The organism is Ruegeria sp. B11 (assembly GCF_056539785.1).
Genome location: NZ_JBQFVO010000001.1, coordinates 1356360 through 1380256, shown reverse-complemented (window position 1 = coordinate 1380256; position 23897 = coordinate 1356360). Strand labels below are relative to the sequence as shown.

At 56.2% G+C, this 23897-nt stretch carries 21 protein-coding genes; 8 read left to right on the top strand and 13 right to left on the bottom strand.

Annotated features, from left to right (window positions below; all coding sequences use genetic code 11):
* Positions 1-3 precede the first annotated feature (3 nt).
* The 8 genes from ybgF to ACR0I1_RS06930 all read left to right on the top strand — a co-directional run bounded on the left by ybgF (position 4) and on the right by ACR0I1_RS06930 (position 8858).
* A complete protein-coding gene (gene ybgF / locus ACR0I1_RS06965) occupies positions 4-834 on the top strand; it encodes a tol-pal system protein YbgF (protein ID WP_170404791.1) in 831 nt (276 codons plus the stop codon).
* Positions 831-2084: a tRNA lysidine(34) synthetase TilS gene (gene tilS, locus ACR0I1_RS06960; protein ID WP_480705579.1), complete on the top strand. Its 1254-nt coding sequence runs from the start codon at positions 831-833 to the stop codon at positions 2082-2084. Before ybgF ends, tilS begins: the two co-directional genes overlap by 4 nt.
* 77 nt (positions 2085-2161) lie before the next feature.
* Positions 2162-4078 (top strand): ATP-dependent zinc metalloprotease FtsH, encoded by a 1917-nt coding sequence (gene ftsH / locus ACR0I1_RS06955; RefSeq protein WP_170424311.1) that lies wholly within the window; start codon positions 2162-2164, stop codon positions 4076-4078.
* Between the two features lie 95 nt (positions 4079-4173).
* Positions 4174-4749, top strand: coding sequence for an MOSC domain-containing protein (locus ACR0I1_RS06950; RefSeq protein WP_170404368.1), 576 nt, complete (start codon positions 4174-4176; stop codon positions 4747-4749).
* Between the two features lie 166 nt (positions 4750-4915).
* Positions 4916-6592 (top strand): formate--tetrahydrofolate ligase, encoded by a 1677-nt coding sequence (locus tag ACR0I1_RS06945; protein ID WP_170397376.1) that lies wholly within the window; start codon positions 4916-4918, stop codon positions 6590-6592.
* A gap of 57 nt (positions 6593-6649) precedes the next feature.
* Positions 6650-6955 (top strand): chorismate mutase, encoded by a 306-nt coding sequence (locus ACR0I1_RS06940; protein WP_170404363.1) that lies wholly within the window; start codon positions 6650-6652, stop codon positions 6953-6955.
* A 53-nt stretch (positions 6956-7008) separates the two neighbouring features.
* Positions 7009-7899: a bifunctional methylenetetrahydrofolate dehydrogenase/methenyltetrahydrofolate cyclohydrolase FolD gene (gene folD / locus ACR0I1_RS06935; RefSeq protein WP_170511402.1), complete on the top strand. Its 891-nt coding sequence runs from the start codon at positions 7009-7011 to the stop codon at positions 7897-7899.
* Positions 7900-8228: 329 nt separating this feature from the next.
* Positions 8229-8858: a LytTR family DNA-binding domain-containing protein gene (locus tag ACR0I1_RS06930; RefSeq protein ID WP_480705576.1), complete on the top strand. Its 630-nt coding sequence runs from the start codon at positions 8229-8231 to the stop codon at positions 8856-8858.
* 3 nt (positions 8859-8861) lie between these two features.
* Here ACR0I1_RS06930 and pdeM read toward each other — a convergent pair whose 3' ends face one another.
* The 13 genes from pdeM to cpaB form a co-directional block, all read right to left on the bottom strand.
* Entirely contained in the window at positions 8862-9524 is a 663-nt protein-coding gene (pdeM, locus tag ACR0I1_RS06925) for a ligase-associated DNA damage response endonuclease PdeM (protein WP_480705574.1), read from the bottom strand.
* A gap of 40 nt (positions 9525-9564) precedes the next feature.
* On the bottom strand, positions 9565-11976 hold the full coding sequence (locus tag ACR0I1_RS06920; RefSeq protein ID WP_480705572.1) for a ligase-associated DNA damage response DEXH box helicase: 2412 nt from the start codon (positions 11974-11976) through the stop codon (positions 9565-9567).
* Between the two features lie 49 nt (positions 11977-12025).
* Complete coding sequence (locus tag ACR0I1_RS06915) at positions 12026-13333, bottom strand: ATPase (protein ID WP_170397365.1); 1308 nt, start codon at positions 13331-13333, stop codon at positions 12026-12028.
* A 116-nt stretch (positions 13334-13449) separates the two neighbouring features.
* On the bottom strand, positions 13450-13995 hold the full coding sequence (locus ACR0I1_RS06910) for a prepilin peptidase (protein WP_170404351.1): 546 nt from the start codon (positions 13993-13995) through the stop codon (positions 13450-13452).
* A 3-nt stretch (positions 13996-13998) separates the two neighbouring features.
* The gene (locus ACR0I1_RS06905; protein ID WP_170397362.1) at positions 13999-14850 is read right to left on the bottom strand and encodes a tetratricopeptide repeat protein; all 852 of its coding nucleotides are present in this window, start codon (positions 14848-14850) and stop codon (positions 13999-14001) included.
* A 30-nt stretch (positions 14851-14880) separates the two neighbouring features.
* On the bottom strand, positions 14881-15423 hold the full coding sequence (locus ACR0I1_RS06900; RefSeq protein ID WP_370644360.1) for a tetratricopeptide repeat protein: 543 nt from the start codon (positions 15421-15423) through the stop codon (positions 14881-14883).
* Positions 15424-15475: 52 nt separating this feature from the next.
* Positions 15476-16453 carry a type II secretion system F family protein gene (locus ACR0I1_RS06895; RefSeq protein WP_170397360.1) on the bottom strand — a complete coding sequence of 326 codons (978 nt, stop codon included), beginning with the start codon at positions 16451-16453 and terminating at the stop codon, positions 15476-15478.
* Between the two features lie 11 nt (positions 16454-16464).
* Complete coding sequence (locus ACR0I1_RS06890; RefSeq protein WP_170397358.1) at positions 16465-17433, bottom strand: type II secretion system F family protein; 969 nt, start codon at positions 17431-17433, stop codon at positions 16465-16467.
* A 12-nt stretch (positions 17434-17445) separates the two neighbouring features.
* Positions 17446-18885, bottom strand: a complete 1440-nt coding sequence (locus ACR0I1_RS06885; RefSeq protein WP_480705569.1) for a TadA family conjugal transfer-associated ATPase — start codon at positions 18883-18885, stop codon at positions 17446-17448.
* Positions 18886-18902: 17 nt separating this feature from the next.
* Complete coding sequence (locus ACR0I1_RS06880) at positions 18903-20135, bottom strand: CpaE/TadZ family protein (RefSeq protein WP_170424297.1); 1233 nt, start codon at positions 20133-20135, stop codon at positions 18903-18905.
* 201 nt (positions 20136-20336) lie between these two features.
* Positions 20337-20963 (bottom strand): OmpA family protein, encoded by a 627-nt coding sequence (locus tag ACR0I1_RS06875; protein ID WP_170397345.1) that lies wholly within the window; start codon positions 20961-20963, stop codon positions 20337-20339.
* A 17-nt stretch (positions 20964-20980) separates the two neighbouring features.
* Positions 20981-22387: a type II and III secretion system protein family protein gene (locus tag ACR0I1_RS06870; RefSeq protein WP_170397343.1), complete on the bottom strand. Its 1407-nt coding sequence runs from the start codon at positions 22385-22387 to the stop codon at positions 20981-20983.
* A gap of 196 nt (positions 22388-22583) precedes the next feature.
* Positions 22584-23465, bottom strand: coding sequence for a Flp pilus assembly protein CpaB (gene cpaB, locus ACR0I1_RS06865; protein ID WP_170424295.1), 882 nt, complete (start codon positions 23463-23465; stop codon positions 22584-22586).
* Positions 23466-23897: the final 432 nt, after the last annotated feature.

Sequence of the window (23897 nt, the reverse complement as noted above, 5' to 3'; positions counted from 1 at the left end):
ATGATGCGAATTGCAGGTTTGGTTCTGGCGGCGGTCGTGACCGTCGCTGGTATGGCACAGGCACAGGATCAGCAGACTTTGGCGGATATCCGTCAGGAATTAACCGTGCTGCATGTGGAAATTCAGCGTCTCAAGCGCGAGTTTTCAACCACTGGGTCCCCCGCGCCAAACCTGTCTGGCAGTTCCGTGCTTGAGCGCGTTGATGCGATCGAGGCAGAATTGCAGCGCCTGACACGCCAGACCGAGCAGTTGAACCAAAGGGTGCAGAATGTCGTGACCGATGGCACCAACCGTATCGGTGATTTGGAGTTTCGTCTGGTTGAACTTGAAGGCGGTGATCTGAGCGCGTTGGGTGAAACCTCAACGCTGGGTGGTGAGACATCGACCGATGTGGCTGTGGCACCCACCCCCAACCCTACGCAACCCACGGTCACTGATCAGGGTGAGCTTGCAGTCGGTGAACAAGCGGATTTTGATGCCGCTTCGCAGGCCCTGGTGGATGGAGATTTCCAGACCGCGGCCGATCTGTTTGCGCAATTCGACCAGTCCTATCCGGGCAGCCCGCTGGCGAGCCAAGCCAACCTGCGGCGCGGGCAGGCGCTGAAAGGGGTGGGCGATACACGCGAAGCGGCGCGCGCCTTTCTGGCCAGCTTCACGGGCGACTCCGAAGGGCCTCTGGCACCCGAGGCGTTGTTTGAGTTGGGCGCGGCGCTTGGACAGCTGGGCCAAACCGATCAGGCTTGCATAACTCTCGGCGAAGTTGGCGTTCGGTTTCCGGCATCGGCACCAGCTGCTTCGGCCACACAGGAAATGGCAACGCTGGGCTGTTCTTGACCTCTGACGCCGATACGCTTCGGGCAAATCTGCGGGCGGGTCTGCCGGATCCACCACCGCGCCGGCTGGGGGTGGCGGTATCAGGGGGCAGCGATTCGACCGCCCTGTTGCATTTGCTGTTTGATATCGCGCGACAAGAGCAGATCGAGCTGTTTGCGGCGACCGTTGATCACGGTCTGCGAGCTGAATCTGCCTCAGAGGCCTTGGCCGTCGCGACACTGGCGCAGCGCTTAGGCATTCCTCATGAAACGCTGAAATGGCAGGGGTGGGATGGATCCGGAAATCTGCAGGATCAGGCGCGGCGTGCGAGATACCGGTTGCTGGTCGCGTGGGCCGAATCGAAGGGCCTAGAGGCAGTTGCGCTGGGCCACACGGAGGATGATCAGGCTGAAACGGTACTGATGCGGCTGGCCCGTGCTTCGGGCGTTTCGGGGCTTTCGGCCATGGCTGTATCGCGAAAAGAAGGTCGGGTCACATTGCTGCGCCCATTGCTGTCCACGACACGCTCCGATCTTCGGGAATATCTGACTGCGCAAGGTATTTCGTGGATTGATGATCCGTCGAATCAGGACCCTCGTTTTGACCGGATCAAAGCCCGCCAGGCCCTGTTAGGATTAAATCAAATCGGGATCACGGCAGGGTCATTATCACGGGTCGCTGAAAATATGGCACAAGCGCGTGAAGCATTGGCGCAATACGCGCAAGAATCCGCTTTCCGGTGCATGACGGTGACGGATGGCGATCTTTGCATTGATCGCGAAGGTTTCGAAACTCTGCCCGAAGAAATCCGTCGTCGGCTTGTGACCGCGTCTGTTTCATGGATCGCAGGGGGAGAATACCCGCCGCGACACAAAGCGGTGGATCAAGTGCTGGATGCGATTTCGTCTGCTCAGACGGCCACCCTGGGGGGATGCATTTTAATCCCGGAAGGCAAAAAAACTTGGATTTGCAGAGAGCTAAACGCCGTCAGCAATCAGCTCGCGCGCGCCTCAGAACCTTGGGACAGGCGTTGGATTATGTCCGGGCCAAAAACTGAAGTTGCGGAAATCCGGGCGCTTGGTGAGGATGGTATATTGCAGCTGGAAAACTGGCGCTCTGTGGGCAAACCTCGCGCTGCAGTGTTGTCGACGCCCTCGGTCTGGGCCGAAGGCACTCTACTGGCTGCACCTCTGGCCGGTTTTGCAAACGAATGGCGGGCCGAACTGCTTCCAGAAAGGTCCGACTTCGATGCGGTGATTTTATCTCATTGAACCTGCCACAATCCTCTCTATTTTAAGGAACAACCCCGGCAGGTCCCCACCTGCCGAAACCTTTCGGGAGATTTTCCTTGGGCAACGCTCGCAACATCGCCTTCTGGGTCGTTCTGTTTCTGCTGATCCTGGCACTGTTCAACCTGTTCAGTGGACCCAGCGGGTCGCTTCAGAACAATGAACGTACCTATTCCGAATTCGTCAGCGCCGTGGACGCCGGAGACGTCACCAGCGTCACGCTGGATGGCGAACAGATCCGCTATCGCACGAATGAGAATCAGGACTTTGTCACCATCAAACCCACCGATGCCGAGGTGACCAAGCTGCTGATCGACAAGAACATCCCCGTACGTGCTGAAAAACAGCAGCAATCGGGTTTCCAGTCGTTCCTGATCACGCTGCTGCCCTTCCTGCTGCTGATCGGTGTCTGGGTCTATTTTATGAACCGGATGCAGGGTGGCGGCAAAGGTGGCGCGATGGGTTTTGGCAAGTCCAAGGCCAAGATGCTGACCGAAAAGCATGGCCGGGTGACGTTCGACGACGTTGCGGGCATCGACGAGGCCAAGGAAGAGCTGGAAGAGATCGTGGAATTCCTGCGCAACCCGCAGAAATTTTCGCGTTTGGGCGGTAAGATTCCCAAAGGCGCGCTGCTGGTTGGCCCTCCGGGCACTGGTAAGACGCTGCTTGCCCGTGCGATTGCGGGCGAGGCGGGTGTGCCGTTCTTTACGATCTCGGGTTCCGATTTCGTTGAAATGTTCGTTGGTGTTGGTGCATCGCGTGTGCGTGACATGTTCGAACAAGCCAAGAAGAACGCGCCTTGTATCGTCTTCATCGACGAAATTGACGCCGTGGGGCGCCATCGTGGTGCTGGCTATGGCGGCGGAAACGACGAACGCGAACAGACCCTCAACCAGCTGCTGGTTGAGATGGACGGTTTCGAGGCCAATGAAGGCGTGATCATTCTGGCTGCCACCAACCGGAAGGACGTTCTGGACCCCGCGCTGCTGCGTCCGGGCCGGTTTGACCGTAACGTGACCGTCGGCAACCCCGACATCAAAGGCCGTGAAAAAATTCTGGGCGTTCACGCGCGCAAGACGCCTCTGGGTCCCGATGTCGATCTGCGCATCATCGCGCGCGGCACGCCGGGCTTTTCGGGTGCTGATCTGGCGAACCTCGTGAACGAGGCCGCATTGATGGCCGCTCGCGTCGGTCGTCGCTTTGTCACCATGGAGGACTTTGAAAACGCCAAAGACAAGGTGATGATGGGGGCCGAGCGCCGTTCGATGGTGCTGACGCAGGACCAGAAGGAGAAAACCGCCTATCACGAGGCCGGCCATGCCGTTGTGGGTCTGGAACTGCCGCTGTGCGATCCGGTCTATAAGGCGACCATCATTCCGCGCGGTGGTGCGCTGGGTATGGTTGTGTCACTGCCCGAAATGGATCGTCTGAACTATCACCGCGATGAGTGTGAGCAGAAGCTGGCCATGACTATGGCAGGCAAGGCCGCCGAGGTGATTAAATACGGCGAAGATCACGTGTCGAACGGCCCTGCGGGCGATATCATGCAGGCCAGCCAGTTGGCCCGCGCCATGGTGATGCGCTGGGGCATGTCGGACAAGGTCGGCAACATCGACTATGCCGAGGCGCATGAAGGCTATCAGGGCAACACCGCCGGGTTCTCGGTATCGGCTCATACCAAAGAGCTGATCGAAGAAGAGGTAAAGCGCCTGATCCAGCAAGGCTATGAACGCGCGCACAAGATCCTGACCGACAAGAACGAGGAATGGGAGCGACTGGCGCAAGGCCTGCTTGAGTATGAGACCCTGACCGGCGATGAGATCAAGCGCGTCATGAATGGCGAACCGCCCACCGAAAGCGATGATGAGGGTGACAGCCCCGATGAGGGCAACGCTCCCAGCGTAACTGCCATCCCGAAGACCAAGTCCAAGAAATCGCCGCCAGATGGCGGGATGGAACCAGAACCCACCGCATAATTGCAAAACCCGGAGCCAGCCTCCGGGTTTTCTCTTTTCATCAGGGCGTTGCCGGGCATTATGCCTACAAACCTGCAGATGAATGGGGGCATCTCATGCCGTTCTTATGTGAAACTGAATATTCGGCCGAGGTAGTATGGCTGGGCCATGTGCCAGCAGGCCAGTCTTTGCGGGCCAAGCCTGTCAATGTTTTGGACCTGAGCTTCGATGGCGTTCAGGGGGAACGGCATCAGGGGCTCAATAGGGCGTCCTGTGTTCGGGTAGCGAATCTCTATCCAAAGGGCACCGAGATCCGGAATGTGCGGCAACTGTCAGTGCTGTCGGCAGAGGAATTGGGTGATATTGCGGCTGAGATGGAGTTGGCAACGCTTGATCCGTCTTACCTTGGGGCTTCGATTGTCCTGAAGGGCATTCCCGATTTCTCTCATATCCCTCCATCTTCGCGGTTGCAGGCCGAGAGCGGTTTAACGATCACTGTGGACATGGAAAATGCCCCCTGCGTTCTTCCGGGCCGTGAGATCGAGGCGGATCACACTGGATACGGGGCGGCATTCAAACCTGCGGCCAAAGGGCGACGCGGGATAACGGCTTGGGTCGAACGCCCGGGGGCTCTGAAACGCGGCGACAAGATGCAATTGTTTGTGCCGGATCAGCCCCTTTGGAACCCATAGGTTCAATCCGTTTCCGATTTGCGCATTACGATTTCTCGCAACGCCGTTTCGCGGCATGAAAATGTCGGAATCCTTAGCCATCAGTGTTGTGTACATCAGTATATGTTGCGCAGCGCCGACGCCCGTGCGTCGGTTTTGCACGGAATTCAATCAGGGACCCTGCCCAATGAGCTACAAATCCGACATTGAGATTGCCCGCGAGGCGAACAAAAAGCCGATTCAGGAAATCGGCGCGAAGCTGGGTATCTCCAGCGATGATCTGCTGCCTTACGGCCATGACAAGGCCAAAGTCAGCCAGGACTTCATCAACTCGGTACAGGACCGCGAAGACGGCAAGCTGATCCTGGTGACCGCGATCAACCCAACCCCCGCAGGTGAAGGCAAGACCACCACCACAGTAGGTCTGGGCGACGGCTTGAACCGCATCGGAAAGAACGCGATGATCTGTATCCGCGAAGCTTCGCTTGGCCCGAACTTCGGCATGAAGGGCGGCGCCGCGGGTGGCGGTTACGCGCAGGTTGTTCCGATGGAAGAGATGAACCTGCACTTCACAGGTGACTTCCACGCCATCACCTCGGCCCACTCGCTGCTGTCGGCGATGATCGATAACCACATCTATTGGGGCAACGAGCAAGAAATCGACACACGCCGCGTTGCATGGCGCCGCGTCGTCGACATGAATGACCGTGCTCTGCGTCAGATCACGGCGTCTCTGGGCGGCGTGTCGAATGGTTTCCCGCGTGAGGCAGGTTTTGACATCACTGTGGCGTCCGAAGTCATGGCAATCCTCTGCTTGGCAAACGACTTGAAAGATCTGGAAAAGCGTCTGGGCGATATCATCGTTGCTTACCGCCGCGACAAGACCCCGGTTTACTGCCGCGACATCAAGGCAGAAGGCGCTATGACCGTTCTGCTGAAAGACGCTATGCAGCCGAACCTGGTGCAGACGCTGGAAAACAACCCAGCCTTCGTCCACGGCGGCCCGTTCGCGAACATCGCGCACGGCTGTAACTCAGTCATCGCAACCAAAACCGCTCTGAAAGTGGCCGACTATGTTGTCACCGAAGCGGGCTTTGGTGCTGACCTCGGTGCCGAGAAGTTCATGAACATTAAGTGCCGCAAGGCGGGTATTGCTCCGTCGGCAGTGGTGCTGGTGGCCACCGTGCGCGCGATGAAAATGAATGGCGGCGTGGCCAAGGCTGACTTGGGTGCGGAAAACGTTGACGCTGTGAAGTCAGGTTGTGCCAACCTGGGTCGCCACATCGAAAACGTCAAATCCTTCGGTGTTCCGGTTGTCGTCGCGATCAACCACTTCGTCACCGACACCGATGACGAAGTTCAGGCGGTCAAGGACTACTGCGGCGAGCATGGTGTTGAGGCAATCCTGTCGCGTCACTGGGAGCTGGGTTCGGATGGCTCTGCGCCTCTGGCCGAAAAAGTTGTCGAAATCGTCGAAAATGGTGCCGCGAACTTCTCACCGATCTACCCAGACGACATGTCGCTGTTCGAGAAGATCGAAACCATCGCCAAGCGTATCTATCGCGCCGACGAAGTTCTGGCCGACAACAAGATCCGCAACCAGCTGCGCGAATGGGAAGAAGCAGGCTATGGCAATCTGCCGGTCTGCATGGCGAAAACCCAGTATTCGTTCTCGACCGACCCAACCCTGCGCGGCGCGCCTACCGGACACTCGGTTCCGGTGCGTGAGGTTCGCCTTTCCGCTGGTGCCGGTTTCATCGTCGTTGTCTGCGGTGAGATCATGACCATGCCCGGTCTGCCGCGCAAACCGGCCGCCGAAACCATCTGTCTTAACGACGCAGGTGAGATCGAGGGCTTGTTCTAAGCGCTCAAATAAGACATCTCGTGGTCCGGGGATATCCCCGGGCCGCAGGAGACCAAAATGCCCACTCTGATACCTCCGCAAGACTGTCATTCGATGCAGGAATTGCGGCCTCAGATCGACAAGCTGGACCGCCAATTGATTGGATTGCTGGTAACGCGCGCAACCTATATCGACCGCGCGTCGCAGCTGAAACCCGGCGAGGGCCTGCCAGCCCGCATCCCGGAACGTGTCGAAGATGTGGTGCAGCGCGTCCGCAAGAGCTCGGATGAGTTGGGTATGGACCCCGATCTTGCCGAAAAGCTCTGGCGTATACTGATTGATTGGTCGATTGCCCGCGAAGAACGCGTGCTCGGCCCAGACTGAAGAAACGGGCGCCTAGTGCGCCCGATCCGTTTTGTGAAAGAAGGGATCAAAGAATGGTAGCGCAGGTTATCGACGGAAAGGCCTTTGCCGCCAAAGTGCGCGCGCAGGTGGCTGACCAGGTTGCAAAGCTGAAAGAAGAGAACGGCATCACCCCGGGTCTGGCGGTGGTTCTGGTGGGCGAAGACCCGGCCAGCCAGGTCTATGTCCGTTCTAAGGGCAAGATGACCGTCGAGGTCGGCATGAACTCGTACGAGCACAAGCTGGATGCAGAGACCTCCGAAGAGGACCTGCTTGCGCTGATTGACAAACTGAACAATGACCCTGCGGTGCACGGCATTCTGGTGCAACTGCCGCTGCCCAAGCATCTGAACGAAGATCTGGTGATCAACTCGATCGATCCGGCAAAGGATGTGGACGGGTTCCACATCTCGAATGTGGGCCTGCTGGGAACAGGTCAGAAGTCAATGGTGCCGTGCACTCCGCTGGGCTGTCTGATGATGTTGCGCGATCACCACGGCTCTTTGTCCGGCATGGATGCTGTAGTGATCGGTCGGTCGAACATCGTGGGTAAGCCGATGGCGCAGTTGCTTCTGGGCGACAGCTGCACCGTGACCATCGCGCATAGCCGCACCAAAGATCTTCCCGATGTTGTACGCCGTGCTGATATTGTGGTCGCCGCAGTTGGTCGCCCCGAGATGGTTCCGGGTGACTGGATCAAGGAAGGCGCAACTGTGATCGATGTCGGCATCAACCGGATCGAACGCGACGGCAAGAACAAGCTGGTTGGCGACGTTGACTACGCCACTGCGGCAGAACGCGCTGGTGCGATTACCCCTGTTCCCGGTGGAGTTGGCCCTATGACGATCGCCTGCCTCCTTGCGAACACGCTCACCGCGGCTTGCCGCGCAAACGGCTTGCCTGAACCCGAAGGTCTGACTGCTTAATAGCAGCCTCGCTGTTCAATCCGGGCGCAACCTCCATGATTGAATTGGCCGGAGAGCGAAAAGCTCTCCGGCCTTTTTCATTAGATTAGGATATTTATATAACTACATCTTGACTTGACCTAGCGTCGGTCGGTGATAATCCTTCTATTCCAGCCGTTTAAGGGGTTATAATCCTGTCTGTTCGTGTTTCATGGTTTTACCTTTGGCGGGGTGCGTTACCTGGTATGATGAAGCTGAGTCCGATCTTCTCGTTAATAAGCCTTCAACGGGTAGTGGCGGGCCTCGTTTTTATTCCTTTATTGGCGTATTCCTTTGCCCCCTTTCGGGATATGACACTGCCATTCAGTCAGCGGATGGTGTTCTGGACAGGTGTTATGCTGCTCGCGCTTGCAGCGACTTGGTCGGCTGGAAAGCTGGTACGCGAACGGCTAAATCGATCCGGATTGCTGGTCCGTGATTTTGCCTTCGTCCTGTTGATCCTGACATTGTTTGCACCATCACTGTGGTTGCTGACCTGGATTCTGTTCACGCTGAATGGATTGATGGCACCGGGCATATTGAAAGTCGCCCCTTATGGTCTTCTCTTCGCCACCGGACTTTTGCTGGTGCGTCAGCGGGAAGAAACCGCAGCACCGCTATACGAACCCAGACCACGTCTTTTCAATCGTTTGCCTGCCAAGTTCGAGGGGCAGGTTTATCGGTTGACCGTGCGCGATCACTATGTCGACGTGGTCACGTCCGATGGCACGTTTACAATCCGCTCGCGCTTTACCGACGCGATTGCCGAGATGGAGCCGGTACACGGCCATTGTACGCACCGTTCACACTGGGTCGTGGATACAGCGATTGTTGGGGTCGAAAAAGAAAAGGGAAAATCCTTTTTGCACCTCAGCAACGGCGATCTGGTTCCTGTCAGCAGGAAATACAAGCAACAGCTCGTGGACGACGGGTTGCTCTAGAACCTATCTGGGCATCGGGATGAGTTGAGGTTGCGCACCGGTCAGAATTGCCCGCGCATCCGGCGCCATGATCCCGCTCAGAGCCTCTGCTGAACTGCGCAACCCCCCAGTGTAAGCGCCATAAGCTGGAAGGATCAGACGTGATTGATCCAGCAAAAAAGCCGGGCGGGTGATCGAGCGCCCTCGGGCATTCAGGTTAACTTTGGGGTGGTAGTGGCCCGAGATTTCACCTGCGCTGTTTTGCTGGGCGATATGGCGAAAAATCAGATCGTGGCAAGCCCACTCGGACAGATGTGTGCCGCCCATTTCTACCGGGCCGGGGTCATGGTTCCCCTCGATCCAGATCCAACGTCGACCAGCCTGCATTGCGGTGATCTGTTGCCTATCCTCAGCAGCCAACGCGCCCGAGGCATCGAGATCGTCAAAGCTGTCCCCCAAACAGATGACCTTCGTGGCACCGGTACGGGCAAGATCACTTGCCAATCGGGTCAATGTTTCGCGGCTGTCATACGGCGGCAAGGTCGGGCCGCCCCTGCGGGCGATCCGTTCGGATTTTCCTAAATGCAGATCGGAAACACAGAGCAAGCCCTGTTCCGGCCACCATAGTGCGCCCGACCCAAGCGCAGTCAGGTCTTGGCCAGCAAATGAAAACGCGATCTTGTTCATGATCCGTTCTTCATACGATTTTGCGGATTGCGCAAGTGGTTTATGCCGGTTGCAATCCGGCGGCCTGCAGTAACCGGGCACTTTCTTCCGCAAGCAGGCGTTCCTCGCCTTCACCCTTGACGGGGACTTTGCCAACTTCGAGGAACAGAGGCGCCGCCAGGGGTGAGACGCGGTCTAGCCGCAGCAGGTCAATCCGGTCTCCGATCCGGGCGACCATGGCTTCGATCCGTCCGAAATCGACCAACCCGCGCATGGCCTCTTCGCGGGTGATTTGCATCAGCAGATGTTCAGGATCGTATTTCAGCAAGGTGTCGTAGAGGATATCTGACGAAAATGTCGCCTGCCGACCACTCTTGCGCTGCCCACCAGTGTTGCGTTCGATCAACCCCGCGATTGTGGCCGAAGCACGAAATGTGCGTTTCATCACCGCGTTACCCGCCAGCCAAGTCTCCAATCCTTCTCGTAGCGCGTCCAACTGAAATAGTGGGCGCGGATCGGTCACCGCATCCAGCCCCCAGATTAAGGTGGCATAGTCAGTGGCTACAAATCCCAGCGGCGCAAGGCCGGTTTCCTCCATGCGTTTGGTCAACAGCAACCCCAGCGTCTGTTGCGCATTGCGGCCGGCAAATCCGTAGACGCATAGATGCTCGCGCCCCCTGTCAGGGAAGCTTTCAATCAACAGGCGGTCACTTTGCGGCAGGCGTGATATCTCGCGCTGAAGACCCAGCCATTCGGCAGTGTGGTCTGGCAACTGAGGCCAATCCGGCTGTGCGAACATCCGTAGGATTCGGTCGCTCAGCTGGGTGGACGTGGCGAACTTAGTACCCGAAAAGGTCGCGATCTTGGGCTTGCGGTCAGCGCGGCGGCTGACCTCGACCACCATCTCTCGCAGACCCTCATAGCGGACGATCTGACCACCGATCAGAAAGGTATCACCAGGGGTTAGCGAGGCCGCGAATCCCTCCTCTACCTCACCCAGAGGCTTGCCCCCGCGATTGCGCTTAAGCCGAACCTTCAGCGTGTCGGTGTCCTGAATCGTGCCAAGGTTCATGCGGATACGCTGTGCCGCCCTCGGGTCGCGCAATTGCCACGCTCCATCCGGGCGCTGCTGAAGCCTCTGCCACCGATCATAGGCTCGCAGGGCATATCCACCGGTGGCGCAGAATTCCAAACAGGCATCAAATTCAGCACGGGTGATCTGCGCATAAGGCCCGGCAGCCGTCATTTCGGCGTAGAGTGCATCTGCATCAATGGGTCCCGCTGCGGCGGCGATCAGAATATGCTGGCACAAAACGTCCCTGGGTCCTGGCCCGCGGGGGTCGCCATCCAGCTCATGTTCTTGCACAGCTTCCAGTGCAGCAACACATTCGACCACTTCGAACCGGTTGGCTGGGACGAGAATAGCTTTGGAAGGGGCATTGTAGCGGTGATTTGCGCGCCCGATCCGCTGCACCAGCCGCTTGACGTTCTTCGGCGCGCCGATCTGGATCACCAGATCCACATCGCCCCAGTCGATCCCCAGATCGAGGCTGCCGGTGCAGACAATTGCCCTCAGATCACCCCTGACCATCGCAGCCTCGACCCGTTCGCGTTGTTGCCGATCCAGACTGCCGTGGTGAATACCAATGGGCAGAGCGTCGTCGTTGGCGAGCCAGAGGTTGTGAAAGAAAATCTCGGCCTGCGCCCGAGTATTGTGAAAGATAAGTGTCGTCTTGTGCTTTTTGATCTGCTCCATCACAGCGGGGATGGAATAGGCTGCGCCACCGCCCGACCATGGCGGCATCTCTTGTGTTTGCAGCATCGAGATATCGGGGTCAGGGCCGGGATCAGCCTGAATAACTCGGCAAGGATCGGGATTGCGGGCTAGAAATCGTGCGATGCCTTCGGGGTCTTCAACCGTGGCGGACAAGCCTACGCGGCGCAGATCGGGGCAGAGTGTCTGCAATCGTGCCAGCGCCAACATCAATTGATCCCCCCGTTTGCTTTCTGCCAGTGCATGTATCTCGTCGACAACAATGCGCTGGACCCCAGCAAACATGCGCGGAGCATCTTCGTATGAAGTAAGTAACGCCAGACTTTCGGGCGTGGTCAGCAGGATATGTGGAGGATCGGCGCGCTGGCGTTTCTTCTGCGTGGCCGATGTGTCGCCGGTGCGATCTTCGATCCGAATTGGTAGGCCGATTTCCTCGACGGGAACGCGCAGATTGCGCCTGATATCCGCTGCCAGCGCCTTGAGAGGAGACACATAAAGCGTGTGCAATCCGTCATGCTGCCCTTCGGCCAACTCGGCCAGGGAAGGTAGAAAACCGGCCATGGTTTTGCCGCCACCAGTTGGAGCGATAAGAAGCGTCGCGGGATCATTCGCCCGCTCAAACATTTCTTGCTGATGCGGATGAATCGACCAGCCTTTGTTCGAAAACCAGTTTTGGATTGCCGGAGGAATCTGCACCATCCGACGAACCTAGCGCAGCCCTCAGGCCATGGAAACCAGGACCAGGGGATCAGTGAATGATCTTTTCTTCCTTCACGAACATGTTGGCCCAGGCTCGGTCGATCAGGTCCGGACTCATCTGATACGGGATACCCTCAAACTCGCAGATTGAGATCATCTGGTCGATCAGGAAGATCGGCTGATAGTTTGCGTAGATGTTGTTGATGGTCGGGTATTTGACCTTCAGCAAATGCACTAGCGCCGCCTCGTCTAGTGGCATACCGCGCTTGCGGGCGACCATGGCAAAGATCTTCAGGAAGTTCTCTTGGTTCGGGCCGTCGATTTTGATCTTGAAGAAAATCCGGCGCAGGGCCGCTTGGTCGAAAATCTCATTTGGGTGGAAGTTGGTCGAAAATATAACCAGCGTGTCGAATGGTACTTCGAACTTCTCACCCGATTGCAGGCCAAGGATATCCTTGCTTTCTTCAAGCGGAACAATCCAGCGGTTGATCAGGGCCTGAGGGGGCTCTGCCTGACGTCCAAGGTCGTCCACGATGAAGATGCCACCGGTGGATTTCAGCTGCAGAGGTGCCTGATAAGTACGCGCAGTGGGGTTGTAGACCAAATCCAGCATGCTCAGTGACAGTTCACCACCAGTCACAACGGTGGGGCGTTCGCACTGAACATAGCGAGTGTCGAACCGCTTGCGGCGGCGCAGGCTGTTGGGATCGTCCTCTTCTTGCTCGATCGCGGTGTGCACGATCGGGTCGTAGACCGTAATCACCTGACCGGCATATTCGATTGCGCGCGGAACATAGACGTTGTCCCCCAAAGCATCACGAATGCCGTTCGAGATCGAGGATTTACCATTGCCCGGAGGGCCATACATCAGAATTGAGCGACCGGCGCTGACCGCCGGGCCCAGATGATCCAGCAGGCTGTCGGGCAGAACAAGATGGCCCATCGCGCCAGTTAGCTGGTCGCGGGTGACTTGAATGTTACGGATCGACTGGCGCTTGACCTGCTCGCGGTAAACATCGAGCGGCACCGGCATCGCACCGAAATATTCAGACTGGCTCAACGCGTCCAACGCCCGCGCTTTGCCCGCATCGGTCAGCTGATAGCCCATTTCATTGCCGGAGTTGGCGTTCAGAGTCCCGGTCGCTTCAAGCAGTTTCTGCTCGCGTGCGATATCAACTAGTTCCTGTGTCACGGACCCGGGCAGACAGATGGCACCCGCAATTTCGCTGACCGTATCCACGTTCTTGCGAAAGACGGTCTTCAACAGAATGTCCCGCATCATCACCAGCGGAAGTTGCATTTCTCCCAGGCCTTTGGGGGCAGGGGGGGCAATCACAGAGGAGGTCTGCATATTCATGAGCGGGGCTCGTCCATCCAAAAATCACGCAAAAGGCCCTTGCGGGGCCGCTTTGGAAGAATTTGGCGCGGATTTGTGGCAGGACAAAGGCGCGGGCAAGGCGCGCTGATGATTGTTCACGATCCGTGGATTATGCCCAAAATCAAATAAACAACGAGGCTGCCAGCCAGCGTCAGACCCATAGGGAACTGTTTGCCGCGATCCCAGCTTTCCCAATGTGGTGCGATCTGGCGCAGCCGGGTGTATTTCGCCAACCGGTGGGCAAAGAACGCTCCCAGCAGAGTTGCCGTCAGAATCACCATGACCCACATCAGGTCACCGACCCAGACAAACGCTGCGGCTGCGGCACAGAACTTCGCGTCTCCGGCCCCCATCACACCAGCTGCATTTAGCACGATGCCGATAACAAGAACGACAACCATGTGAAGCAGCTGCCATCCGTAGACAGGCAGGGTCAGGGTTAACGGCCCGATGTTGCCGGGGATCCACGGACCGGACCACGGTGGCAATGCGATAAGCCCGACGATGAGATAAACAACCGCCAGCGCGACGACAGCGTGGTTCTTGATCCGCATCTCACGCATATCCGTAAAGGCAACGTAGAAACAGATCGGCAGAACAAAAGGTAGAAACCACGCCGCCGCTGCCGCTGGTATGATCATGGATCAGGCGTCCTCAAGGGCCCGAAGCGAGCGGACCGCCTCGTCATAATGCTGCGGGTGGGTGGAAATCGCCTCGCGATAGAGGTTCTTGGCCAGGTTGATATTCCCCTGTTTCACGGCTGAAATGGCCATGGTGTTCAACAGTTTCGCCCGTTCGGTCTGCGTCATTGGGACAACAGGAACGCTGTAGTTGCCCTGTGCGCTGCGCGCCAGAACAAGGTTGTTTTTGGCGGTGAACATAGAATTGTCCTGCCTAATGGCGTCGGTAAACAGCCGCTCGGCTTCCGCATATTGCCCGCGCGTTAGTTTGGAATAGCCCCAGTTGTTCATGACTCCGGCAGGGCGGGTCGTCAGGCCCACCGCGGTTTCGTAGTAATGGTCGGCGCGATTCCAGTCTTTTTTGGCATCTGCCACCAGCGCTTCAAGCCGATACCGTTTAAAGGTTTCATATGTAGGGGGGATCTTGTCCAATGTCGCCTTTGCGCCGTCCCAGTTGCCGCTGCGAATCTGCGCATCAGCGTATTCGACACGGTCGGCGTTGTTGGCCCCTTTCATGCTCAGCACTCGTTTCCACGCGGCGGAAGCTTCAGTGCTGCGCTTGGCACGGGTCAGCGTGATCGCTAGTCCTCGTTGCAGGTCGATGCGGTCAGGGTTCTTGGCGGCCGCACTTTGGAAATAGGTCACCGCCTCATTGGGATCGGCCGCATTCAGCATCACGTCATTCAGGTTGGTCTCGTCGATGACGTTCACTTCCTGAAAAGTACGTTCAACCTTTTCCTCTTCGGTTTCCTTTGCGCAGGCGGCCAAAACCAGCCCGCACGCCAGCATCGTCGGAATCAAGAAGGGTTGGCGCATTTTTGTGCGTCCTTTACTGCTCTGCCTCTATTACTGGATTTTACGCAGAACAAATTGCCCGTTGCCGCGCTGCTCCAGTTCAAATTCTTGTTCTTGTGGGGTATTATTAACAGGATTTTCCATTTTTGCGAGTGCTAACCGCAGATTGTCGCGGATTGCGTCACTTTCGCCATTGTCCAGCGCATAGGCTCTGCGGAACATCTGCGCGGCTTCGGCATATTCGCCCGTTTCCACCAAGAAGACACCCAGGTTGTTCCATGCCACAGGCCACTCGGGATCGTCCTCGACAGCACGACGCAATAGCGGTTCAGCTTGGCCAATCCGGCGCAATCCCAAATTAGCTGTCCCAAGCGAAGTCAGGATTTGCGGGGTCATACCCTGTTGCAACGCGGCACGAGTGAAGGATTCAAGTGCAAGCTCATATTCGCCCGCCGCCATCAATCGGTTTCCGACCGTCACCTCATCTACCGCAGGCCCATCAGGGTCGACGCCAGGGGCAAACGGATCGTCTGTCGCGCCTGTTTCAGTGCAAGAGGCCACCATGGTGAAAACCATGGCGGCCTGAATTGTCATACGAAGGTGCCAACAACCTGATTTGGCAACCCAGCGAAGAAGCGGGAAGGCGTTATCGGTTTCCAAACTCCATAATACCTTTTGCCGAAGGTCCAACAAGGATGACCAGCAGAGGAGGGACGGTCAACATCATTGTCGCAAGCGTCATTTTGGTTGGCAACTTATTCGCTGCCTCTTCGGCGCGCATCACGCGTTTGTCACGCATTTCATCGGCATAAACCCGCAACGCTTCGGCAATGGATGTCCCGAATGTCGCTGATTGGATCATCACGGTGACGAATGCGCTAACGTCCTGAACGCCGCATCGCGTCGCGAAGTCGCGCAAAACGGTGTCCTTTTCTTTACCGGCTTTCATTTCGTAGGCGACTACCTCGAACTCAAGCGCGATGTCTGGGTAAGATGCTTTCATCTCAGACGCGACCCGTACAATGGCCTGATCCAAGGACTGCCCTGCCTCGACGCATACCAACATCAGATCGAGCGTATCAGGGAAACCATTTACGATCGCTTCCTTGCGTTCCTCTACTCGCCGCGTGATCCAGTATTTGGGCACGAAGTAACCCGCAATACCAGGTCCCAGAACGCGAATGAGGATTTGTGTCGAGTCAAATTCCTGATCGCCCGCAAACACGGTAACCAGCGAGACGCCGATCAGGATCCCGATTATGCCCAATGCGAACTGAGCGAAGTGATAGAAACGAACCGCGTCCTTGGACTGATAGCCGGCTTGCCTCAACTTGAGTTGAACGGCGGTATACTCTTCTTCGTTCTTTGGTTCTAGAAAGTTGGCGAACTTCTCAAGCTGTTCGTTCCGGCTGGCTGTTCTGAGACGCTCTTTCTTTTCTTTCTTGTTGTTTTTTGGCGGTGAATTTGACCGCTGCAACTTCTTTAGTGGGTCTTCCGGCTGGTTCAGCATCAGCGGGATTGTGACCAGGATCATGAACAATCCCAAAACGCCCACGACAATCAGCGGACCGAATTCACCCAAGTTCTGCTTCAACAGTTCATTGATCTGGTTCAAAAATTCCATCTTTGGGCCTCTTAAACCTTAATGTCGGTCAGGATACGCATGACGATCAGGTTCAGGGTCAGCGTGATGCCGACAAAGAAACATGCCGGAATGAAAAGCGGATCGTCGATTACGGCGTCGTAGTAGTTCGGGTCCTTAACCATGATGAACAGAAGACAGGCGACCGGGAAACCCGACAGGAATTTGCCTGACCATTTGGCTTCGGCGGTGATAGCGTTCACCCGGCGAAACAGTCGGAAACGCGCGCGGATCACCTTGGCCAACCCGGCCAAAATATCGGCAAGGTTACCCCCCGATTGCTGCTGGATCGAAACGGCGACGGCCAAAAACCGTAAATCCTGCATGTCCAGCCGCTCTGCCATATCCTTGAGTGCTTCACCGACATCCCGGCCATAAGCGGATTCATCCGAGATAACACCGAACTCTGTCGCAAGGGGGTCCTCGACCTCGTTAGCAACGATTTGGATCGAGGAAACAAATGGGTTTCCGACGCGAAGTGACCGAACCATCAGTTCCACCGCGTCGGGCAATTGTTCTTCAATCAAGGCCATACGTTTATTGGCTTTGTTATTGACCCAAGCGTACACCGCTCCGACCCCGATCGCGACCGATAGAGCCGCCCGAAGCGTCGGTTCGGTCGCTGTTCCTACGCTCAAACCTACAAAAGCCAGCCCTGAAACCAGCGCCATGATCACAATCAACTGCCGAGGAGAGAAGGCGATCGCCGCCTTCTGCGCCTTGTCTGCCAATAGCGAGTAGAGCGGTATGCTCTGCGACTTCATGTGCTGCTGCATTTCCTTGCGCAGCTGCTCCAGTACTTGCTCGCGCCCGACGCCCTTATCGATCATGTCCAGCCTGCGATTGACGCGGCTGTTCAGGCTGATCGATTTTCCGAATGCGACGAGATAGATACCTTCGACCAGGGCAAAGACCCCGACGAAAATCACGATGTAGATGAGCGCCTCGACAGGCAGTTGCATATCTTGGTTCTCCTACATCGTGGTTGGATCGTAGATCGAGGCGGGCAGATCGAAGCCCCACAGACGGAAGCGCTCGGAATAGTGGCTGCGCACACCTGTGGCGGTGAAATGACCGATGATCTTGTTGTCGGGGGTCAGGCCAACACGTTGAAATTTAAATATTTCCTGCATCGAGATGACGTCACCTTCCATGCCGGTAATTTCGGTGATTGATGTCATCCGGCGCGAACCATCCTGCAGACGGCTGGCCTGAACGATCAGATTCACAGCCGACGAGATCTGGCTGCGGACCGCTTTGATCGGCATTTCGATCCCCGCCATGGCGATCATGTTTTCAAGACGCGAGATACCGTCACGTGCCGAGTTCGCGTGGATCGTAGTCATTGATCCGTCGTGGCCGGTATTCATGGCCTGCAGCATATCGATCACTTCGGCGCCACGGGTCTCGCCCACGATGATGCGGTCGGGGCGCATCCGCAGGGCGTTTTTCAGACAGTCGCGCGGACTGACCTCGCCTTTGCCTTCAACGTTGGGCGGGCGGCTTTCCATCCGGCCAACATGTGTCTGCTGCAGCTGAAGTTCCGCCGTATCCTCAATGGTCAGAATGCGCTCGGCGTCGTCGATAAAGCTCGACAGCGCGTTCAGCGTTGTCGTTTTACCGGAACCGGTACCGCCCGAAACAATGATATTCAGACGAGTCGACACGGCGGCTTGCAGATAGGCTGCCATTTCTTCGGTAAACGCACCGAAATTGACCAGATCGTCGATGCCGAGCTTGTCTTTCTTAAACTTACGAATGGAAACAAGCGAACCATCCACCGCGATCGGCGGCACCATCGCATTGAAACGTGAGCCATCAGCCAAGCGGGCGTCAACATACGGGTTGGATTCATCGACACGGCGACCAACGGCAGAAACGATCTTGTCGATGATCCGCATCAGGTGCTTTTCGTCTTTGAACGTGATGTCGCTGATCTCAAGCTTACCGGCCCGTTCGACAAAAATCTGCTGGGGGCCGTTGACCAGAATATCGTTGACCGAGTCGTCTTGTAGCAGCGCTTCCAGCGGCCCGAGACCGGTGACCTCGTCATAAAGCTCTTTGTTTAGCTGGCTGCGGTCTTCACGGTTCAGAACGATGTTGCGGGCTTCCAGAACTTCGCTGGCAATCGCGCTGATTTCTGTCCGCAGTTCTGATTCTTCAGCTTTTTCAAGGGCTGCGAGGTTCAGGTTTTCAAGAAGCTCGCGGTGCAGCTCAAGCTTGATTTCGCCCAGCCGTTCCTTGCGCTTGCGTTCCTTGTCGTTTCCAACAACTTCTGCCGCCTTTTTCCTGACCGGCTTGCGCGCAATTGCGTTGGCAGCTGGTGCCGCAGCTGCTGCTGCCGGGGCCTCGACTTTCGACGCCTGGGTTTCAACCGGCTGCGCCGAAGGCTGTTTTTTGTATCTTGAAAACACGGCAGCTCCCCTTTGAGTTATGCGGCTTCGGCGTCACTACTGCCAAGGCTATGAAGCGATTGAGCCAATTTGGCGATTTCCCGGCGCAGCGGGTTCTTGGCCGCTGAATTTGCCAGCGGTAGACCGTGGTCGCCGCTTTGCATGACGGGTTTGCCGCCATCGGGCAGAAGCAGATCAATGGAAATACCCAGACTTTCACCCATACGTTTAACCCGGCTTTTACCGTTGAGATCGGTAAATTTAGGAGCCCGGTTCATAGCAAACCGCAGTTTGTTGAAGGGTAATTCTTCGGCCTGCAGTGCCCGTTTCAGACGCAATGCGTTCTGGGCCGAGCGCATATCCAGCTCAAGCAACGCAAAATAGACATGGGCGGCCTGCAGAACCGTTTCTGACCAGTGAACAAGTGTTTTTGGCATGTCTATGACGACATAATCAAAATTCGCGCGTGCGGTGTCGATCACACGCTGAATGTCCTCAGGCGTGATGATGTCCAGCGGCACCATGTCAGATGGTGCCGTTAGAACTTGCAGCTTCTCTTCAAACGTCTGGAGCGCTTGTCCAAAGGAGTCTTCGTCCATCGAATCCGTGTCTGAGAGCATTTCGAACACGGCTTCATGACGAGGCAGATCCAAATAGGTCGAAACAGTGCCGTATTGCAGATCCAGGTCGATCAGGCACACTTTCGGGGCTTCTTTGGCTGAAACCGTTGCAAGTTCCCATGCCAGATTGACCGCCATGGTTGTAGAACCGACACCACCTGCCAGACCCTGCACGACAAAAAGCGCCCCTTCTTTCGAGGAGCCGTTCGTCGCAGTAGGCGCTGCTTGTGGTGCCACAACCGGATCGGGTTGTTGCATACGATCGATTGCTTCCTGAAGTTCATTTTCGGGAAGCGGGTAGGGGACAAACTCGTCCGCACCTCTGCGTAGCAGCTGATGCAATGCGGCAGGGGTGACATCCTCGGCGATCAAGACAACCTTGATGCCTTTTTCCTTGGCCTGAGTGATGATCTCACCCATCAGTGTTAGGTTGTCTTCATCATCGCCGTCCAGCGCCAGCGCTACAAATTGAAGCGTCTTGGCTTCGGGTTGGCTAAAGAACGCAAGCGCTTCGGCAAATCCAAGATCACCCCAGCGTTCGCCCAGCGCAGCTTCCATATCCTCGATCAAAAGGTCGAAGTTCTGGACATCACGGCTGATGGTACAGGCCAAAATGGCGTTATTATCGTCTTGCGGCGTCGCGCTCGTCATTAACACAATCCTCATCGAGAGGGCTGAGCAAACCATTTGAACGCGAGAAGATTCAGTTCTGGTATGCTGTCGCCCGATGCGGTCGATTTTGGCCGCAGGTCACCCAATTGTTCACAAAGTGGCTTGGAAGTTAGGCAAGAATTGGGCGCAAAAGAACCAATTGTAGGGAAATGGGCGACAATGCCGCCCATTTCCTATTTATTAGTCGCTGGTACCACCGGCGTCTTCTTGCCGTTGGATATCGCTTATCGGGATCGCGCTTGAGATGTATTCGCGATAGATCACGTCCGCATATTTTCCATCTAGAATATTTGGATGCCGGTCGAAGAAGCCGGATACCTCGGTCACTGTCCGCCGATTGCGTCGATCCCGATCTTGGGTGGCAACCAACGGCCTGGATTTGCCAAAGGAAACAACGGCTTCCAACCGTGAACGCGATATTCCTTGTCGTGTCAGGAATGCAACGGCGGCATTGGCGCGGCGCTGGCCCAATCGCTTGTTATATGCCTCAGAGCCAACGGCATCCGTGTGCCCATAGACACGGAACCGCGCCTCGGGGAACTGTTTGATCCAGGCCGCCTGCTGCAACAGGATTCGTTGCGCCGAAGCGTCCAATTGCGCGCTATCGAAGGCAAAGTTGATCTGTGTTGGCACCTCGGCAGCGAAACGCCGCGCGAGGATTTGGCCATACGTCAACTCACCATTCATGACCTGAATGTTGTTCAGTGTAGCGTTACCAAACGTGCCCTGATCGATTTCGTACCCGGCCTCGCGTGTACAACCGGCGACAGCAACCGAAAGACCCAGTGTGATGATCCACTTTTCCATTGGTTCTATCCTCTCTATCAGTCCAGCACGTAGCCGTAAGAGGTGCCAAAATCCTGATTGGCAACTTCAGAGGCTGCACCATTTCCGGCGCGTTCAGTCCGAGAGATCTTGCCGTTTACGAACAGATCGAACTCGCTGGGCGGTTTCACACGATCGGTCGGCAGGGCAAGCGCCTCGCCACGAGTGGGCGACACCAGATGCGCGGTAATGATGATGATCAATTCACTCTGCTCACGCTGATACTGAGCGCTCCTGAACAACGCGCCCAATACAGGCACATCGCCAAGCCAGGGAACCTGGCTGTTCAGATCCGTGAAATCATCCTGGATTAGGCCTGCAATGGCAAAGCTCTCACCGTCGCGCAACTCGATGGTTGTCCGGGTTTGACGCGTGATGAAGCTGGGAACATTGTCGCCGTTGATCGTGAAGTTCGCACTCTGGTCGATGCTCGATACTGATGCACCCAGTTCCAGGTTGATCAGGTTGCCATCGACGACGCGCGGAACAAACAGCAGCTGTACGCCAAACTGACGATACTCGATCGCAACAACACCGTCGCCTTGGGGTACTGGGATTGGCACCTCACCACCGGCAAGGAACTCCGCCTCTTGGCCAGACAGTGCAGAAAGATTCGGTTCTGCCAAGCTGCGAACCAAACCCTTGGTTTCAAGGGCTTCCAAAAGCAGTCTAACCTGTGTCGACCCCGCGCCGAAACCGAAGAGAATGGCACCGGAATTTGTCTGAACAAACGGGATGTTGTTCGCCAGTGCGTTGTTCAGTGCGCCCTGGTTATTCAAGGAATTGAAGCCCGCAGTGGTGTCGCCACCGCCAAAGCCCAACGATGCCGACAAGTTTTTGGCTACAGAGCGGTTCATTTCCGCAAAGCGCACTTTCAGCATGACCTGCTGCACGCCACCGACATTCATCAGGTTCGATACACGTTCAGGGGCATACCGTTCTGCCAACTCAAGCGCACGCGCCAGTTTGGCACTGCTGGAAACTGTTCCCGACAAGACGATCCCATCATTGGCGGTCCGAACCTCGATTCGCTCACTGGGAAGAATCTGACGCAAGCGTTCTTTGAATTCCGAAACATCAGGGGAAACACGCACACGCACGTTGGTAATCAGATTACCCGCGCCGTCGAACATTGTCAGGGTGGTTGTACCCGGTGCCCGACCGAGAACATAGATAGTGCGGTCCGACAGGGTCGAAATATCCGCTATGCCTGCATTAGCAATGCTGATGTCTGCGAACGGTTGTTCGCTCTCCACCACGATTGCGCGATTTACGGGGACATCCAGCGTTTCCGCCGTACCCTTTTTAACCACGCGAAGATTTTGGGCCCAAGCGGCATCGCCGATTGGGCTCACAACTAGCGACAACCCCAGCAGGGTTGCGCTGATCCAGGAACGTATTGTCATGTGACCTGCCTCTCCGATCACCACTCGATTTTTTTTGGGTCTTATGCCCTATGCTATGAAACCCTGCGACAGAACCAGATTTATTGCAATAATCAATGGTTTCTGGAAAGTTCCTTATGTGGATTATGCGCAACAACACAAAGAAAGAGACCGCGCAAAATGCGCGGTCTTTGTCTCGTAAAGGTCTGAAACTTAGTTAGTTTGTACAGGGAATTGGGGTCTCTACCGTCTCGCCGCCACGACGGGTGCGGATTGTGCAGACCTTCTCCGGAGCTGCGACGGGGGCCGGGGCCCTCTCTTCAATGCCAAGCAAAGACTGCTGATCGACTTCAACCACCTCTGCCACCTTGTCATCTTGAGCGCCAACCAGTGCCAGCGACATGCGACCCGTGTTCTGAGCCTGTGCCAAAGCGGCGATCTGTTGTGGCGTCGCTGCAACTGTGACCGTGCGAGCAATGGTTGTGCCGGTCACATCCAGACCCGCCGACTGATCAACAGCGACCAATTCGATGTTCGTCAGCACCAAACGAGTAATCTCACCGCGGCCAGAATCGCTGGTGCCACGTAATGAGCCGGTCCAATACACGTCCACCGTATCGCCCGGGCGCAAAAAGCCTGATACGCCAGATGCCACATCAACGCTTATCGCAAATGCGCGCATTCCCTTGGGCAATTGCGACCTGAGGCCAGCAGTCTCGCCTGGATTGGTGACTTTGACTTCCATAATCGCTTCGTCTTTCTCCATCGCGCGGAGAACGAATCGTTCATTGTTTTTGATTTCCGGGAATAGGGTTGTCATGTCCACAAAGGCACCCTCGGGAATCGCATCCTCTGGCCACTGAACGACGCGGATATCTTCCTGGTTCAAACGTTCGCCGTATTTGAAGGAGCGATTCGAAACCAAAACGCCTACGGTCGGGACGATGCCCGCCTGCGCATTGGCAAGCGCCTCTTCGCGCAACTTGCGTTCCTGTGCAAGTTTGGCCTGATTGTCCGTGATGTATTCGCGTGCCATATAGACAGCACCACCGGCCAACGCGACCCCGATGATAAGAACAAGTCCAAAAACAGCTCGCATTTGTCCCTCTTTATTTTCCGTAGACCGCGACTCTTGAAGTCACATCGATTCAGGATCCAAGATATTTTTCAATTGTGTCGAAAAAGCGGACAATCCCGGTAATTTTTGGCAGAAAATACGCTTATTCGCAGGGTTGCCGTTTCGCTAGTAAATGGGAACGGGCCCGCGCTACTCAAAGACCATCTCTTCTACTTCTACATTTGCGATCGGCTGTCCCGCTGTTAGAAGTCCTTGGCTCAGGATGAAGTAGATTATTGCGGCGAGACCTGCGATTGCAGCAGTTAAAACCACCCAGTCTACGGTTATCGCGCCGGTCTCATCGGTTCGGAAACTATATACTCTTTTTAACATTGGACTATACCGGATCGCTCTCTTCTGAAAACAAAGGGGCCACGCCTTTGAGTAAAGACATGGCCCCAAGTTGTTATGCTA

Bases quoted from the DNA above. Each gene is read 5' to 3' on its own strand.
- ybgF (WP_170404791.1), top strand. From the start codon at position 4: ATGCGAATTGCAGGTTTGGTTCTGGCGGCGGTCGTGACCGTCGCTGGT.
- ACR0I1_RS06950 (WP_170404368.1), top strand. From the start codon at position 4,174: ATGCCGTTCTTATGTGAAACTGAATATTCGGCCGAGGTAGTATGGCTG.
- ACR0I1_RS06945 (WP_170397376.1), top strand. From the start codon at position 4,916: ATGAGCTACAAATCCGACATTGAGATTGCCCGCGAGGCGAACAAAAAG.
- ACR0I1_RS06940 (WP_170404363.1), top strand. From the start codon at position 6,650: ATGCCCACTCTGATACCTCCGCAAGACTGTCATTCGATGCAGGAATTG.
- folD (WP_170511402.1), top strand. From the start codon at position 7,009: ATGGTAGCGCAGGTTATCGACGGAAAGGCCTTTGCCGCCAAAGTGCGC.
- ACR0I1_RS06930 (WP_480705576.1), top strand. From the start codon at position 8,229: ATGACACTGCCATTCAGTCAGCGGATGGTGTTCTGGACAGGTGTTATG.
- pdeM (WP_480705574.1), bottom strand. From the start codon at position 9,524: ATGAACAAGATCGCGTTTTCATTTGCTGGCCAAGACCTGACTGCGCTT.
- ACR0I1_RS06920 (WP_480705572.1), bottom strand. From the start codon at position 11,976: ATGGTGCAGATTCCTCCGGCAATCCAAAACTGGTTTTCGAACAAAGGC.
- ACR0I1_RS06915 (WP_170397365.1), bottom strand. From the start codon at position 13,333: ATGAATATGCAGACCTCCTCTGTGATTGCCCCCCCTGCCCCCAAAGGC.
- ACR0I1_RS06910 (WP_170404351.1), bottom strand. From the start codon at position 13,995: ATGATCATACCAGCGGCAGCGGCGGCGTGGTTTCTACCTTTTGTTCTG.
- ACR0I1_RS06905 (WP_170397362.1), bottom strand. From the start codon at position 14,850: ATGCGCCAACCCTTCTTGATTCCGACGATGCTGGCGTGCGGGCTGGTT.
- ACR0I1_RS06900 (WP_370644360.1), bottom strand. From the start codon at position 15,423: ATGACAATTCAGGCCGCCATGGTTTTCACCATGGTGGCCTCTTGCACT.
- ACR0I1_RS06895 (WP_170397360.1), bottom strand. From the start codon at position 16,453: ATGGAATTTTTGAACCAGATCAATGAACTGTTGAAGCAGAACTTGGGT.
- ACR0I1_RS06890 (WP_170397358.1), bottom strand. From the start codon at position 17,433: ATGCAACTGCCTGTCGAGGCGCTCATCTACATCGTGATTTTCGTCGGG.
- ACR0I1_RS06880 (WP_170424297.1), bottom strand. From the start codon at position 20,135: ATGACGAGCGCGACGCCGCAAGACGATAATAACGCCATTTTGGCCTGT.
- ACR0I1_RS06875 (WP_170397345.1), bottom strand. From the start codon at position 20,963: ATGGAAAAGTGGATCATCACACTGGGTCTTTCGGTTGCTGTCGCCGGT.
- ACR0I1_RS06870 (WP_170397343.1), bottom strand. From the start codon at position 22,387: ATGACAATACGTTCCTGGATCAGCGCAACCCTGCTGGGGTTGTCGCTA.
- cpaB (WP_170424295.1), bottom strand. From the start codon at position 23,465: ATGCGAGCTGTTTTTGGACTTGTTCTTATCATCGGGGTCGCGTTGGCC.